General features: G+C 62.5%; 12 protein-coding genes. 9 read left to right on the top strand and 3 right to left on the bottom strand.

Annotated features, from left to right (window positions below):
• Window positions 1-13 precede the first annotated feature (13 nt).
• The 3 genes from MSIL_RS18900 to MSIL_RS22405 all read right to left on the bottom strand — a co-directional run bounded on the left by MSIL_RS18900 (window position 14) and on the right by MSIL_RS22405 (window position 4,198).
• Window positions 14-604 carry a TetR/AcrR family transcriptional regulator gene (locus MSIL_RS18900; RefSeq protein WP_012592672.1) on the bottom strand — a complete coding sequence of 197 codons (591 nt, stop codon included), beginning with the start codon at window positions 602-604 and terminating at the stop codon, window positions 14-16.
• Window positions 605-842: 238 nt separating this feature from the next.
• Window positions 843-1,373 carry a flavin reductase family protein gene (locus MSIL_RS18905; protein WP_012592673.1) on the bottom strand — a complete coding sequence of 177 codons (531 nt, stop codon included), beginning with the start codon at window positions 1,371-1,373 and terminating at the stop codon, window positions 843-845.
• A 170-nt stretch (window positions 1,374-1,543) separates the two neighbouring features.
• Window positions 1,544-4,198 carry an erythromycin esterase family protein gene (locus MSIL_RS22405; RefSeq protein WP_012592674.1) on the bottom strand — a complete coding sequence of 885 codons (2,655 nt, stop codon included), beginning with the start codon at window positions 4,196-4,198 and terminating at the stop codon, window positions 1,544-1,546.
• Here MSIL_RS22405 and MSIL_RS21785 point away from each other — a divergent pair.
• The 9 genes from MSIL_RS21785 to MSIL_RS18955 all read left to right on the top strand — a co-directional run bounded on the left by MSIL_RS21785 (window position 4,179) and on the right by MSIL_RS18955 (window position 15,547).
• Window positions 4,179-4,319, top strand: a complete 141-nt coding sequence (locus MSIL_RS21785) for a hypothetical protein (RefSeq protein WP_187148733.1) — start codon at window positions 4,179-4,181, stop codon at window positions 4,317-4,319. The genes MSIL_RS22405 and MSIL_RS21785 overlap by 20 nt on opposite strands.
• Before the next feature lie 274 nt (window positions 4,320-4,593).
• A complete protein-coding gene (locus MSIL_RS18920) occupies window positions 4,594-5,523 on the top strand; it encodes a glutaminase (RefSeq protein ID WP_012592675.1) in 930 nt (309 codons plus the stop codon).
• A 439-nt stretch (window positions 5,524-5,962) separates the two neighbouring features.
• Window positions 5,963-7,921: a sigma-54-dependent Fis family transcriptional regulator gene (locus MSIL_RS18925; protein ID WP_041369526.1), complete on the top strand. Its 1,959-nt coding sequence runs from the start codon at window positions 5,963-5,965 to the stop codon at window positions 7,919-7,921.
• Between the two features lie 320 nt (window positions 7,922-8,241).
• Complete coding sequence (locus MSIL_RS18930) at window positions 8,242-9,318, top strand: ATP-NAD kinase family protein (protein WP_012592678.1); 1,077 nt, start codon at window positions 8,242-8,244, stop codon at window positions 9,316-9,318.
• Window positions 9,319-9,335: 17 nt separating this feature from the next.
• Window positions 9,336-10,319, top strand: coding sequence for a thiamine pyrophosphate-dependent dehydrogenase E1 component subunit alpha (locus tag MSIL_RS18935; RefSeq protein ID WP_012592679.1), 984 nt, complete (start codon window positions 9,336-9,338; stop codon window positions 10,317-10,319).
• 20 nt (window positions 10,320-10,339) lie between these two features.
• Window positions 10,340-11,362, top strand: coding sequence for an alpha-ketoacid dehydrogenase subunit beta (locus tag MSIL_RS18940; protein ID WP_012592680.1), 1,023 nt, complete (start codon window positions 10,340-10,342; stop codon window positions 11,360-11,362).
• Window positions 11,363-11,374: 12 nt separating this feature from the next.
• The gene (locus MSIL_RS18945; protein WP_012592681.1) at window positions 11,375-12,493 is read left to right on the top strand and encodes an acetoin dehydrogenase dihydrolipoyllysine-residue acetyltransferase subunit; all 1,119 of its coding nucleotides are present in this window, start codon (window positions 11,375-11,377) and stop codon (window positions 12,491-12,493) included.
• Between the two features lie 392 nt (window positions 12,494-12,885).
• Complete coding sequence (locus MSIL_RS18950) at window positions 12,886-13,809, top strand: transporter (protein ID WP_012592682.1); 924 nt, start codon at window positions 12,886-12,888, stop codon at window positions 13,807-13,809.
• A gap of 49 nt (window positions 13,810-13,858) precedes the next feature.
• Window positions 13,859-15,547, top strand: coding sequence for a pyrroloquinoline quinone-dependent dehydrogenase (locus MSIL_RS18955; protein ID WP_012592683.1), 1,689 nt, complete (start codon window positions 13,859-13,861; stop codon window positions 15,545-15,547).
• Window positions 15,548-15,677: the final 130 nt, after the last annotated feature.

A 15,677-nucleotide genomic window follows, 5' to 3' on the forward strand; every position in this document is an offset into this window, starting at 1 on the left:
CGCGAACCTCGTTTCAGGCGTCGATCAGCGGTCGAACCAGAATGAGGTCGAAGGCGCAGGTTAAAAAATCATCGAGCGGCGCGCGGCTCTTTGTCAGCCGGGATCGCGTCACCGCGCCCTGCCAGGAGTTGACCAAGAAACGCGCCAGAACCTCCGGGTCTCGGTCTTGCGCGAGCTGGCCCTCGGCCTGCGCCTGGCGCAACAGCGAGCCGACGGCGCCGCTCCACCGCGCCAGCGTCTCGTTCAACGCCTCCCGCATGACGGGATAGTCATCGGCCATATCCGCCGCAAAATTGCCGATCATGCAGCCGCGCTCGAAATTCCAGCCTTTCAGTCTTGCGGCCAGAAATTCGAAATGCGCCCGCAGCCGCTTCAGCGGCGGCTTGTCGCCCTCGAACAGCATGCCCATCCGGCTGTCGTCTCGATAGCGCGCGAGCGCCTCCAGCGCCAGCAGCTCCTTCGTCTTGAAATGATTGTAGAATGATCCTTTGGGCGCGCCGGCGGCCTCGGTGATGTCCTGCACGCTGCAGCCATTAAAGCCCTGGGCGTGAAAACGCTCCAGCGCGGCGTCGACGATGTTTTCGCGTAGGCTGGCTCTGGCCATCCTCTTCTCCCGATTTTATTTTCTATTGCTTTATAATATGACCGGTCTGATTAATTGCAAGGAAAGAATTGCCGAAAACGTCAATTTGGCGGAGAGCGAAGCGAAATTGAAGTCGCCGACAGGATTATATCGAAATTAATATGACTAGTCATATTAACATTTAAATCTTGGAAATTGCTCGCGCCTCGTATCGTTCGTGCAATCCGACGCTGTTCGCCGAACTCCTCGGGGCCGCCGCCTATCGCATCTTGGATTTCAGCTTGATCGTCTCGCCGTCCACGACAAACCGGCCATATCCATGATGATGGATCGTCTTGGGCTGCTTCTGCGCCGGATCGCTCCAGGCCTTCAGCACTTCAAGAATGAAGAGATTGTATGAGCGTACGAGCCGCGTATCGACCACCTTGCATTCGAGATTGGCGAAACAGTCGGCGATCAGAGGGGCAGCGACGCGCCCGGCCGGCGTCGGCGTCAGTCCGAACGTCTCGAATTTGTTCACGTCGCAGCCCGAGCAGTTTCCAACTTCCGCGACCTTGGACGCCAGCTCCAGCGCCGGAACGGCGATCACGCATTCTTTCGTCGCCTTCAACGCGGCAAAGCTGTGATTGGCGCTGCTGACGACGCAGGCGACGAGCGGCGGCTCGAATTCGACCATCATATGCCAGGACATCGTCATGACGTTGGCGCGGCCCTTGGCGGCGGTCGTCAGCAAGACGACAGGGCCCGGTTCGAGCAACTGGTAGACCTTCGACAGCGGCAGGTCTCTCATCGCGCGGGTCTCCAATCATCGGTCGCTTGGGGTTCAGCCGCGGGCGTCTATGCATTCCAAAGAACCAACGCGTCAGGTCGATTTCCAGGCGCGCATCCTGGTCCGTCGGTTGCGCTCCTAACGACAGGCGCGCGGGAACATGACATGCGGCGCAGTCTGTTGATTTTGTTTCAGAGGCCGAAGGGATAGGTCTCATCCTCGCCGGCGGTTACCTTCGTCGGCAACGGGATCACCGCATGAGTCTCGTCGAACCACACGAAGGCGTCGTACTGGTCGGGAAGCGTCGCGTAGCTGTAGTGGCTCCAGCGCTCGGTCTCGGGCCGATAGATGACGCCAATGTAGCGTTCAAGTCGTGGTTCGGCCATGACGCGGCGGAGATCGTCATGCTGCCCCGCTCGTAGGTCCAGCAGGAATCGTTCGGAGCCTACCTCGTGGCACAAGGCCTCGTAACTGTCCGGACGCGATGGCCTGACGGCCTTGACCTCCATCGGCGCGTCCCATTCGGACGCAGCCGCGACGGTGCCGGTATGCGTGCCAAAGCCGATCAAGGCCGCGCCGCGTCCATATGTCTGGCGGCACAACTGGCCGATGTTCAGCTCGCCGCGCTCCGCGCCCATGTCCGTGAATCGCGCGTCCCCGATGTGGGAATTATGCGCCCAGACAACCGCCTTCTTGTCTGGACCGGCCTGCGCGAGGATGTTCTGCAGTGTGTCGAACATGTGCCGGTCGCGCAGATTCCAGGATTCGTGGGCGCCGTAATACATGGCCCGGTAGTAGCGCTCCGCGTCGGCCACCAGTCGGGCGTTCTGCGTTGCGTCGAAGAAATGGCCGCCATCGAGGCGCGCGTATTGGAGTTCCTTCTCCAAAAGATCAACGAGAATACGCGTCACCGGCTGTTCGCACAGCGCATAGCCTTCGGTGAGCGAGGCCCGTCCATAGGCCGCCGGCTCCCGCGACCACGGCGACAGGCAGGCGTAGCGCGCCCGCGCCGCCTCCGCAGCCTTGGGATCGATGCGATCGAGATAGGCAAGCACGGCGGCGATCGAGGCCGTCATGTTGTACAGGTCGAGGCCATAGAACCCAACCTCGTCGCCGGGCGACGTCGCGGCGTTGTGGCCGCGCAGAAAGCCGACGAAGGCGTCGACATCCTTGTTGCGCCACATCCAGCTTGGGAAGCGGGCGAATGGCGTTGAGCTCATCGGCTGATGCGGGCTGCGCCGCACATAGCGGTCGATTGCAGCGGCGTCCGGCCAATCCGCCTCGACAGCCACGATCGTAAAACCGTGCCGCTCGATCAGGCGCCGCGTGATGGCGGCGCGGGCGCGGTAGAATTCCGAGGTCCCGTGCGAAGCCTCGCCAAGCAACACCACGCGGGACTGGGCAAAGCGGTCAAAGGCGGCGGCGAAGGTCGGGTCGTCCAACGAAAGCAACGGCTCGGCGGCGGCGCGCAGCACGGCCGCTGTCGATATCTGTGGCGTCGGCCGCGCCGCTGGGGGCGCTGGCGCGCGGCTGGGCGCCGGGGGCGTCAGATAGTGCTGGAACCAGGCGCTCGCCATGTCGGTCGCCAGCTCCAGCGCGCCAGGCTCCTCAAACAGATGGGTGGCGTTGGGAACGATCTTCAGCAGCCTTTCACATTTCAGCGCAGCCAGCGCCTGCCGGTTCAGCGCGAGGACCTGCCGATCGTCGCCGCCGACAATCAGCAGGCTCGGCGCGCGGACTTCCGCCAGCCGGGGGCCGGCCAGATCGGGGCGTCCGCCGCGCGAGACCACCGCCGCCACGCCGCCCAGAAGCTCCGCCGCGGCCAGCATAGCTGCCCCCGCGCCGGTGCTCGCGCCAAACAGGCCCAGCGGCAGATCGGCGATGTCGGGCTCGGCGCGGATCCATATCGCCGCCTCCAGCAGGCGCTCCGCGAGCAGTGGAATATCGAAGACGTTACGGCGGTCCTTCGCCTCTTTCTCGGTCAACAGATCCAGCAGAAGCGTGGCGAAGCCCTGTGCGTTCAAAGTGTGGGCGACGGCGGCGTTGCGCGGACTGAGGCGGCTCGATCCGCTTCCATGGGCGAACAGAATGACGCCGCGCGGGTCCGGCGGCACGTAGAGATCGCCGACCAAACCGAGCGGCGGGACCGCGATCTGACGCCTGGCTGAACCGGACTCGGCCTCGCCGGTCTCCGCCCAGCCCTGACGCAGCAACCCGATTGTCTCTTCATCGGTGAGTTGGTGGAAATCGCTGTAGAATGCGCCGACCCCCTGGAAATGCCTGGCGGGATGTAGACACACAACAAGATCTGCATACTGGCGCATTTCGGCCAGCGTTTCCTCCGGCGCGGCGGGAATGGCGAGTATGATCCTGGCGGCGCCCTGGCGTTTGATCGCGATGAGGGCGGCTTTCGCCGTGGCCCCGGTGGCAAGCCCATCATCGACGATGATGGCGGTGCGTCCGGTTGGCTGCAGTCGCGCGCGGTCGCCCAAATATCGGACGCGCCGGCGTTCGAGCTCCGCCAGTTCACGCTGCCGCGCGCGCTCAAGATAAGCGTCGTCCGCGCCGGAAGCTCGCCGCACGTCTTCGTTGATCACGGTCTGCGGAATTTCGCCTTCGACGACGGCGCCAAGCGCCAATTCCGGCGCGCCCGGAGCGCCAATCTTACGCACCAGAATGAGATCGAGAGGGGCGCGCAGGGCGCGCGCGATTTCGAGAGCTACCGGCACGCCGCCACGGGGCAACGCGTAGACTGCCGGGCGATCAAGCTGCATCGTGACCAATTTGGCCGCCAACTGGCGGCCAGCGTCGGCCCGGTCGAGAAATTTGAAGGGCAAGCCAGCCATTGAGTTACTACCAGTCATCGGTCTGGGCGCCGCATTGATTCAGGTCAATGTGATCCCGGCGCGCATCGGCGCGCCGGCTTCACGCGCCGCGATGGCGCTGGTTTCCGCGTTGCATGGATGATCGCGCGCGATGGTCAACGGTCCGGCGATCGTTTGCGCAAAAGCGCTGTCTGCAAATGTTGGCGGCTGGCGCGCTCGGCGCGTCGTCGTCGGGTCGCCCATTCGCCTGCTTCCCTCGCGAGCCCGGACGCCGAGCGACTTGAGGCGCCGCCAGAGTTCAGCTCCGTTGCGGCGGCCCTTGGCCGATCAGGCGCCGAATTTGGCCCGCAGCATATGAGGGATAAGTTTTCGGCTATAGTCGGGCGAAGACCCAATCCGATCCGGGAGAAGCTTATTTGCCTGACATCGAATCCGTCGTCGCGGAGATCGCGGAAAGCCTGTCGCGCCGCACCGACCGCGGCAAGGTCGCGACTTATATTCCCGAACTCGCGCGGGTGCCCATTGATCAGTTTGGCATCGCTGTGTTCATGGCCGACGGCAAAATGTTCGTCGCCGGCGACGCCGAGACGCCCTTTTCCATTCAGAGCGTCTCCAAGGCGTTCACCCTGACTCTGGCGCTCGGGAAAGTCGGCGACCGGCTGTGGAGCCGGGTCGGCCGCGAACCTTCGGGCGATCCCTTCAATTCCATCGTTCAGCTGGAATATGAGAAAGGCAAGCCGCGCAATCCCTTCATCAATGCGGGCGCGATCGCGGTCACGGACACGCTGCTCGCGGGACACGCGCCGAAGGAAGCGTTGGGGGAGATCCTCGACTTCGTCCGCTTTATCGCCGACGACGATACGATCTCGATTGATGAGCATGTCGCCCGTTCGGAAAAGCAGACCGGCTTCCTCAACACGGCGCTCGCCAATTACATGCGCGCGTTCAAAGTGCTGGAACATCCGGTGGACCATGTGCTTGGCGTCTATTTTCACCATTGCTCCATCGCCATGACTTGCCGCCAGCTGGCCATGGCGGGGCGCTATCTTGCTTTTTCTGGACGGCTGCCGGGCCAGAATGTTTCGGTCGTCTCCAGCGAACGGGCCCGGCGCATTAGCGCGCTGATGCTGACCTGCGGACATTACGACGGCTCGGGCGACTTCGCGTTCCGGGTCGGCCTGCCGGCAAAGAGCGGGGTCGGCGGCGCCATCCTCGCCGTCGCGCCCGGCAAGGCTTCCATTGCGGTCTGGTCTCCAGGTCTCGATCAGAACGGCAATTCTGTGCTGGGCTCGCTCGCGCTGGAGCAGCTGGCGAAGGCCATGCGCTGGTCGGTTTTTGGAGATTGACAAAGCGGCGGCGCGGCGCCCGCCTTGCGGGAGCCGCCGCCCGCGTTCAAAGCCGCCTGACGTCTCGAGCGGGATGGGTCCAGGCTGAATCGCCTCCCCTCTTAATCCCTTGTTTTATCGCATGAACTTTCTTGGAAAAAGCTGCAGCTCTTTCGGAGCATGTTCTTGAGATTCAGCCTTCGAGATCGAGCGCCAAATGAACGAAAGTGAATCCTTGGACGAATTCGGAGCGGCCGTAAGGCGAACTACGACTTAGATAGCAATAGTTCTGCTCCAGGAACAAGGGCGCCTCGTGTTTTCAATGCGGCCAAAGACGAAAGCCATCAAGTTCTCTTGTAGGCCGCGCAAGAGCTGTCTTTTACACTTGAACATTTACGCAAACGCTTTTACGTCTTGGCGAAAATAAGAATCAGCATTCTTTGCCGGGAGGACGCCCTTGATTAGGCAAAGCCGCGTCGCTCATATCGATGAAGTGCTCGGCCTCATGATGGGCCAGACTTCGGAGCGTGACAGGGTCATTCACGAATCCTGGCGCCGCTGCGTGACGGAGCACGGGCTCGATCCGATCGCCTCGCGCGACGCCTATATCCTGCCGCAGGAGCGTCTCAATGAACATCGCGACGCGATGGAAGAATTTCTGCACACGGCGCGATTCGGCCTCGAAACGCTATATCGCCAAGTGTCCTGCCTCGATTATGTGATGCTGCTGACGGACGCCAAGGGCGTCACCGTCGATTTCATGGGCGATCCGACCTATAGCGGCTATCTGCGCAAGGCGGGCCTCTATCTCGGCTCCGATTGGCACGAGGAGCTTGCAGGGACATGCGCGGTCGGCACCTGCATCGCCACCGGCGAACCCCTCATCGTGCATCAAAGCGATCATTTTGACGCCTCGCACATCTCGCTGACCTGCACCTGCGCGCCCATCTTCGACACCAATGGCGACCTTGCCGCCGCGCTCGATATCTCGGCGCTTCATTCGCCCGAGCCCAAGCTTAGCCAGCATCTGGCGCTGCAGCTCGTGCGAAGCTTCACGCATAAGATCGAAAATGCGAATTTGCTCAATCGCTTTCGCGGCGAGTGGATTTTGAAGCTGTCGAAAGCCCAGGAATTCCTCGACATCGATCCCGAATACATCCTCGCGGTCGACGCCAACGGCTGCATCATCGGCCATAACAGCCGCACGCGAGAGCTGCTCGCCCGCGAATCCCGTCGGCTCGGCGATGAGAAGGATCGTTTCATCGGCGAACCCCTGTCGGCGTTTTTTGAATGCGACGTCTCGACCTTGCCGCGATTCGCCCGGTTCCGCCCAAGCGATCAGCGCACCATGCGGCTTGTCAGCGGCGGCGCGATGTTGTTCGCGCAGGCGATGCCGCCGCCGCTCGCCTCTCTGCCGCGCCAGCCGGCGACGCCAGGCCCCAATCTGCCGTTGCCGCTGCGCGAAATGTTTTCCGGCGATCCGATGATGTTCGAGGCGTTGCGGCGCGCTGCCAAGATCGTCGGCACGCAAATGAGCATCCTCATCCAGGGCGAGACAGGGACCGGCAAGGAGCATCTCGCCAAGGCGCTGCACGCGGCCTCGCCCCGCGCCGACAAGCCATTCGTTGCGGTAAACTGCGCGGCGCTGCCGGAGAGCCTGATCGAGAGCGAATTGTTCGGCTACGAGGCGGGATCATTCACCGGAGCGGCGAGCAAGGGCAAGAAGGGACTGGTGCTTGGCGCCGAGGGGGGCACCCTGTTCCTCGACGAGATCGGCGACATGCCGCTGGCCTCGCAGACGCGTCTTTTGCGCGTGCTTGCCGAGCGCGAGGTGACGCCGCTCGGCAAGGTCAAGCCGATCCCGATCGACATAAGGGTGATCGCTGCGACCCACCGGGACCTCGTCGAACTCGTCAAAGCCAAGAGTTTTCGCGAGGATCTTTATTTCCGGCTCAACGGCGCTGTTCTGACTCTGCCGCCGCTGCGCAGCCGCATCGACGTCAAATGGCTGATCGAGCGTCTCTTGCAACGAGGGTCGAACCGGGATGGCGCGCGCCGCCATCTGAGCGACGCGGCCCTTGCCGCTCTCTGCGCCTATTCCTGGCCCGGCAATGTCCGCGAACTGGTCAATTGTCTCGATTACGCCAGCGCCGTCTGCTCCGAGCAGCAGATCGAGGTCGAGGATTTGCCTGAATCGATCATCAAGAGCCTCAACGGCGCCGGCCCAGCTGCGCTGGCGGCGGATCGCGCCGGAGACGAGAGTCCGCAGTCCGACGCTTTGAACGGGCTCGAGGAGGCGTTGCGCGAGCATCATTGGAACGTCTCCGCGGTCGCGCGCGCGCTTGCGGTGGATCGCTCGACGGTGCATCGGCGGATGCGGCGGCTTGGCCTTGTGCCGCCGCAAAAGCGGGATTTCTGACCGGCGGCTCGATGGCATCGAGACTTTATTCGGCCGCGTGAAAAGCTCCAGTCGCTTGAATTAGGCAACGCGTTTGCACAAAAACGGGCTGTGTTGCGTCGCAACAGGGCGAAGCCCCAATCGGCAAAGCGACGTTGCGGCAGGCGCCACACCTGTTGCGCCGCCCGCCACAGGCGAGGCGGCGAAGATAAATTCATGCAACAGACAGACTTTTCTAGTTGTCTGTTTTTATTAGAGTTTGTCGTCAAGAGCCGCCTTGGCATCACCCTTGCTGTTCCCTCTGCGCCCGACAACAAGCAAGCGGGATTGAGGGACAGGATTTGACGCTCACCGTTGGCATCATCGCCAATCCGTTTTCGGCGCGCGACATTCGCCGCGTTGTCGCCGATGCGTCGGGCGTGCAAATCGCCGACCGCGCCAATGCGGTGCTGCGCGTGCTCGCCGGGCTTTTTGCATGCGGCGTCCGCCACGCGGTCATGATGCCGGATCGCGCCGGGTTGATGCAGCACGTGCTGCGCGGAATAGCCCGGGCGGGAAATCAAGGTCTGCAACGCTATCCGGAGGTCTCGCCTCTCGATATGCCGCTCTTCGGAACTGTCGAAGATACGCGCACGGCGGCGGCCCTGATGCGCGCGGGGGGCGCCGGGGCGATCGTCGCTCTCGGCGGCGACGGCACCCACCGCGCCGTCATATCCGCCTGCGGCGCGACCCCGATCGCGGCGATCTCGACAGGAACCAACAACGCTTACGCCGAACAATGCGAGCCGACCGTCGTCGGCCTTGCCGTCGGCCTCGCCGTAACGGGCCAACTCCCCGCCGCGCTCGCCTTTCGCGCCAACAAGCGCCTTGACGCCGTGATCGGCGGGCAGACGCATATCGCCCTCGTCGATATTGCGCTGGTCAGCGACCGCCATGTCGGCGCGAAAGCGCTGTGGCGTCCCGAAACCTTCCGCGAATTATATGTCGCTTTCGCTGATCCGACGCTGATCGGAATGTCAGCCATCGCCGGTCTGATCGAACCCGTGTCCCGGCGGGAGGCTTTCGGCCTCCAGATCCTGTTCGCCGGCGAGGGCAGGGCGGCGCGCGCGCGGCTGCGCGCCCCGATCGCTCCGGGGTTGATCGCGCCGATCGGCGTCGCCGACTGGCGCAGGATCGCGCCCGGCGAGGCGATCGTTCCGCGTCTCGAGGCGGGTTCGCTCGCCTTTGACGGAGAGCGCGAGATCGCCTTTTCACACAAGGACAAGGTTTCGATCACGCTGCGCGAGGGGGCGTTTCGCAGCGTCGATATTGCCGCCTGCATGCGCGCCGCCGCGACACACGGCCTGTTGCGCGAAGACACGACGAACGAGGACGCCGGCGACGGACCGCTGCTGATGGCGGCGTCCGCCTCGCCATAAGGATCACGGAGAAAGAAATGAGCGACAATCCCTTTCCAATCGACAAGGCCGGGCTTCTCGAAGCCTACCGCATGATGAAGACCATCCGCGAGTTCGAGGAGCGGCTGCACATCGATTTCGCCAAAGGCGACATACCCGGCTTCGTCCATCTTTATGCCGGCGAAGAGGCGGTCGCGACCGGAATCATGATGCATCTGAATGATCGCGACCGGATCGCCTCGACCCATCGCGGACATGGGCATTGCATCGCCAAGGGCGTCGACGTTCATGGAATGATGGCCGAAATCTACGGCAAGGTGACGGGCTCGTGCCAGGGCCGCGGCGGCTCCATGCATATCGCCGATCTGTCCAAGGGCATGATGGGCGCGAACGGCATTCTTGGCGCCGGCGCGCCGCTGATCTGCGGCGCCGGCCTTGCGGCGAAGTTTCGCGGCGACGGCGGCGTTGGGATCTCCTTCTTCGGCGACGGCGCCGCGAACCAGGGCATGGTTCTCGAAAGCATGAACCTTGCGGCGGTGTGGAACCTGCCGGTGATCTTTGTTTGCGAGAACAATGGCTACGCGGAAGCGACCTCGCGCGACTATGGAACGGCCGTCAAATCCTATGTCGATCGCGGCGCGGGTTTCGGCATTCCCGGCGTCGTTGCGGACGGAACGGATTTCTTCGCGGTTTACGAGGTGGTCGGCGAACTCATCAAGCGCGCGCGCGAGGGCGGCGGCCCGGCGCTGCTGGAGTGCGAGGTCATCCGCTTCTTCGGCCATTTCGAGGGCGATGCGCAAACCTACAAGGCCAAGGGCGAAAACGAATACAACCGCGCCAACCGCGATTGCCTGAAAATTTTCCGCGCCAAAGTGACGGAGGCCGGCGTCGTCAGCGATGCGGAGCTCGACGCCATCGACGCCGAAGTGGCGGAGCTGATCGAGGATTCGGTCGCCAGCGCGAAAGCCGCGCCGCTGCCGTCGCCGAAAGATCTGATGTCCAACGTCTACGTCTCGTATTGATTAGAAGGAAAAACGGAGTTATGGCTCGCAAGCTTAGCTATAAGATGGCCGTCAACGAGGCGCTCGACCTCGAAATGACGCGCGACCCAACCGTCATTTTGATGGGCGAGGACATTGTCGGGGGCGCCGGCGCGCCCGGCGAAGACGACGCCTGGGGCGGCGTGCTCGGGGTCACCAAGGGGCTCTTCGCCAAGCACGGCGCGCGCGTCATGGACACGCCGCTGTCGGAGTCGGCCTATGTCGGCGCTGCGATAGGCGCCGCCGCCTGCGGCATGCGGCCGGTCGCCGAACTGATGTTCATCGACTTCATCGGCTGTTGCTTCGACGAGATCTTCAATCAGGCGGCGAAGTTCCGCTATATGTTCGGCGGCAAGGCTGAAACACCGGTCGTGATCCGCTGCATGATCGGGGCGGGCTATCGCGCCGCCGCGCAACATTCCCAGATGCTGACGCCGCTCGTCACCCACATTCCGGGACTGAAGGTCGTCTGCCCCTCAAACGCCTATGACGTCAAGGGACTGCTGATCCAGTCGATCCGCGACAATGATCCGGTGATCTTCTGCGAGCACAAAAATCTCTACGCGCATGAGGTCGACGTTCCGACGGAATCCTACACGATTCCCTTCGGAGAGGCCGCGATCCCCCGCGAAGGCAAGGATGCGACGATCGTGACTTACGGGCTGATGGTGCATCGCTCGCTCGAGGCCGCCGAGAAGCTCGCCAAGGAGGGCGTCGACGTCGAGGTCATCGACCTGCGCACCCTGTCGCCGATGGACTGGGACACCGTCATCGAAAGCGTCGAGAAAACCGGCCGGCTGATCGCCGTCGACGAAGCGCACCCGCGCTGCTCGATCGCCTCCGACATTACGGCCTTCGTCGCGCAACACGCCTTCAAGGCGCTGAAGTCGGCGCCGCAAATGGTGACCGCGCCGCATTCGCCGGTGCCGTTCTCGCCGACGCTTGAGGACATCTACATCCCGTCCGCAGAAACCATTGCGGGCGCCGTCAAGAAAACCATCGTCCAGAAGATGGTCGCAGCCTAAGGATCAAGCGTAATGACCGATGAACGCATAAAGCCGTTGGTGATGCCGAAATGGGGTCTCTCCATGGCCGAAGGCAAGGTCACGGGCTGGCTCAAGAAGCCCGGCGCCGCCATCAAGGTCGGCGACGAACTTCTCGAGGTGGAAACGGACAAAATCACCAATGTCGTCGAAGCCGGCGACGCCGGCGTCCTGCGCCGCATTCTGGGCGAGCCGGACACTATCTACCCGGTCAAGGCTTTGATCGGAGTGCTGGCCGATTCGGATGTGCCGGACGCCGAGATCGACGCCTTCGTCGCGGGCTATGTCACCCCCGCAGCCGAGGAAGGCTCGGATGAGGACGCCGGCCCGCAATATGAGTTCGCGGAGACGCCCGCCGGATCGCTCCGCTACGCCAAGCGCGGGAGCGGGCCGGAGACGATCGTTCTCGTCCACGGCTTTGGCGGCGATCTCGACAATTGGTTGTTCAACATCGACGCGCTCGCCGAACATGCGACGGTCTATGCGCTCGATCTGCCGGGACATGGTCAATCGACCAAGTCGCTCGCAGACGCCTCATTGAGCGGAATGTCGAAGGCATTGGCCGATTTTCTCGACAAACTCGGCGTTTCGGCAGCCCACCTTGTCGGTCATTCCATGGGCGGCGCGATCTGTTTGCGGACCGCGATCGATCGCCCCGACCTTGTCAAATCTCTGACGCTGATCAGCTCGGCGGGAATCGGCGAAGATATCAACATCGATTATATCGAAAGATTCGCCGGCGCGTCCTCGCGGCGCGAGCTGAAGCCCGCGCTTGAACAGCTGTTTGAGGATCCAAATCTTGTCAGCCGGCAGTTGATCGACGATCTGCTCAAATACAAGCGGCTCGACGGGGTCAGCGAAGCCTTGAATGCTTTGGCCAAAAGCATGTTCCCCGGCGGCAAACAGACTTCTGTGCTCGCCGACGAGGCGGCCAGGACGAAGCGCCCCGTCACCGTCATCTGGGGAGCGTCGGACAAGATCATTCCGGCTTCCCACGCGGCGACGCTGCCGGCCGGCTGGCGCGCCGAAGTGATCAATGGGGCAGGCCACATGGTTCAGATGGAGAAAGCGGCTGCTGTGAACGCGCTGATTCGTCAGGGCGTTGGCGTGTAGCAGGAAGGCGCGGGCGGGTTTTCAAGTGAATATGATGCGTAACAGTCAGTTAATGCGGCGGCCGCGGCCGAGGTAGATCGAGACATCCGCTGCGCGTCCTTTCGGCCGCGCGGCGAAGCCTCTGCAAAGCAACAGCAAGTAACCCCGATCAAAGCACTCCGCGCCGGCGTAACGCCAGCGTGGCCGATGGAGCGCGAGCTCAATACAAGACGATGAAAATTGTTGTATTTCAGACACTTACGTGGAGATTCAAGTATGTTTTCGCCTTTACTGCTTTCCCCACGCGGATCTTCATGGAAAGCTTCGTCGGCGCTTCAAAACTAGCGGCTGCGCTCGTTGTCGAGGCACGACCGATCTTACATGTTGAAAGCGTCGAAAGAGGGAGAGGGGAAATGTCGGAAAAATCATACGAAGATCTTGCTGATGATGGAGCTCATAAGAAGGTTTCAAGCGGGACCTCGGCGCTGCTCGCTGCGGCCTTCGCGGTCGGGCTCGGCGCGTCGCCGGCTCTCGCCGACAACATCACCTTCGCGGTCATCGGGCCGCATGAATATGATCTTCCGGTCGACTTCAAGCCGTTCAACGTGTTTGTGCAATATGGCGAGAACAACACCGGTAACCGCGCCTTCGACAAATACGGAAACTCCGTTCCGGGCAGCGGGCAGAATCAGTTCGTCGGCCTGTCCAAATATGTCTACTTCTGGTGCTTTCCGAACATCACCGACATCGGCTTCGCTTATGAAGTGATCACGCCGGAAGTTGGCGTGACTGGTCCGGGCACCGGCAGCGGCGTCCGAGGCGTCGGCGACACGCTGACGGGACCCGCCATGTGGTTCAAGCCAACGCCGAACTCGACCCTTGGCGTGCAGAACTTCGTACAGGTTCCCGTGGGCATGAAGGACGTCACCAACGGCTATTGGGCCAATTACGCGAGCATCTTCTTTGACGCGCAATGGCCGATCGCCAGCCTCACCGGAAACCTTGGCGTCGTCACGCGCTCGAATCAATATCTGCCGAACGGCTCGCCGGAGGCCGTGCCCGGCACGACGTATCATTTCAACGTCCGTCTTGGCTGGGTCAACGCAACGATTTTCGAGCCGTTCCTCGCGCTCGACTGGCAGACGCAGAGCAGCGCCTATCAGGTGGAAAACGGCCTCATTCTCGCGCCCCATAGCCAAGAGACGGCGCTCGGCGCGGGCGTAATGTTCAAATTCTCGCCGACGATGTCGCTGACGGTGCGCTACTCGCATTCGGTAGAGGGCAAGGCCGTCACCATGACCAACGCCGGCTATTTCAAACTCGCCTATGTGTGGTGACGCCTCCGTCAACCGGCGCGCCATCATGACGCAAAAAAGGAGAAAGAAAATGGGACATGATGTGTTGCGCCGCCTCGCGTTTGCGGGCGTCGCCATGGCCGCGATTGTCTGCGCAGCGACTCTGCCGTCGCGCGCGGCGGATTCGCTGAGCGCCGGGAACGCCCGTCCGAACGATTGGCCGGAATATCATCGCACCTGGAACGCCTGGCGTTACAGCCCGCTGGATCAGATCAACGCCAAGAATGTCGGCAAGCTGCGCGTCGCCTGGATCCATCAGCCGGGCGATATTACCAGCGGCTTGCTGTCGACCCCGCTCGTCGCGGACGGTATTTTCTACTATGTCGCCGCCAACGACAATGTGTTCGCGTTGAATGGCGCGACAGGCGAGAAGCTGTGGCATTATCAACCAAAGCTTGCTCCGGTGGCGAGCCAGAGTTTCTACGCCTCGCAGATTCGCAATATTTCGATGGGGCATGGCTTCATCTATCTTGGCACGCTTGACGGGCGGGTGGTCGCGATCGACCAGAAGACCGGCAAGGAGGCGTGGTCCTCTGTCCCGCTGGTCGATCTCAAGAAATGCTATGGCTGTCTTTTCTCGTCGACGCCGGTCCTCGCGGGCGATGTGCTCGTCGGCGGCACGACGGGCGGCGACCAGCCGATCGCCGGCCAGATTTTCGGCGTTGACGCGCACACCGGCAAATTGCTTTGGACGTTCAAGACGACCAAGGACGATCCGAAGAGCTGGCCGGGGGATACGGGCGCAGTCGGCGGCAGCACGGCCTGGAATGTCGGCACCTATGATCCGACCACCGACACGGTGTTCATCGGGGTCGGCAACGCCGCGCCGGATTTCTATTGGAACGACCGCCACGGCGACAATCTCTATTCGGCCTCGCTCCTCGCCCTCGATCCGAAAACGGGCAAACTCAAATGGCACCGCCAGGAAGTGCCGGGCGATCACTACGACTACGACGCCTCCTATGAGGCCGTCGTCATCGACCACGAGGGCAAGCAGCTCATCATGCATTTGAGCAAGAGCGGCTTCGTCTTCGTGATGGACAAGGAGGACGGCAAGCTTTTCAATGTGTGGCCACTTGCGGAAAACTACAATTGGGTGAAAAGCATCAACCCGAAGACGGGCGAACTTGTCGGCCAGCTTGGCGACTTTCCGCTTGATAAGGAGACGGTGCTTTGTCCCTATCTGCTTGGCGTGCGCAGCTGGAACGCGGGCGCCTACAATCCCAAGACCAAGCTCTGGTACACCAATGCGATGGAGGTCTGCCAGACCTTGGTCCCGGCCAAGCAGGACGTCTCCAAGATCGGCATCGCCGGGCTCTATCTCGGCGTTTCGAAGCTTGAGGCGGTCGCGCCGCCGAACGCTCCGGCAAGCGCAAGGCTGGACGCCCGCGATCCGCTGACCGGCAAGCTGAAATGGAGCGTGCCCTATTCGATCCCGGGCCTTGGCGGCGTGCTGACCACAGCAGGCGGCCTTGTGTTCAACGGCGATCCGCAAGGGCTGGTGCACGCCTATGATGCGGAGACCGGCAAGGATCTGTGGCGCTTCAACGTCGGGTCGGGCGTGCGCGCAGGCATCATCAGCTATGCCGTCGACGGCAAGCAATATATCTCCGTGCCGGCTGGGTGGGGATCGCTGGCGCCGGGCTTCATGGCGAGCGCCTTCCCGGATGTGAGCAAGCTGCAAGGCGGCGCCGCCATCGTGACGTTCGTGCTGGAATAAACCTATCGGCCGGAAAGCCGCCTCCTCCCAACTTGGCATGATCGTTTGGCCTCCGGATCGATCATGCTCTTTCTTTACGCCCGCGCGGCCGATTTCGTCGCGTCGGGGTCTTTGGGCCTCAGACGCCGCC

It is taken from the genome of Methylocella silvestris BL2 (assembly GCF_000021745.1).
GTDB lineage: Bacteria > Pseudomonadota > Alphaproteobacteria > Rhizobiales > Beijerinckiaceae > Methylocapsa > Methylocapsa silvestris.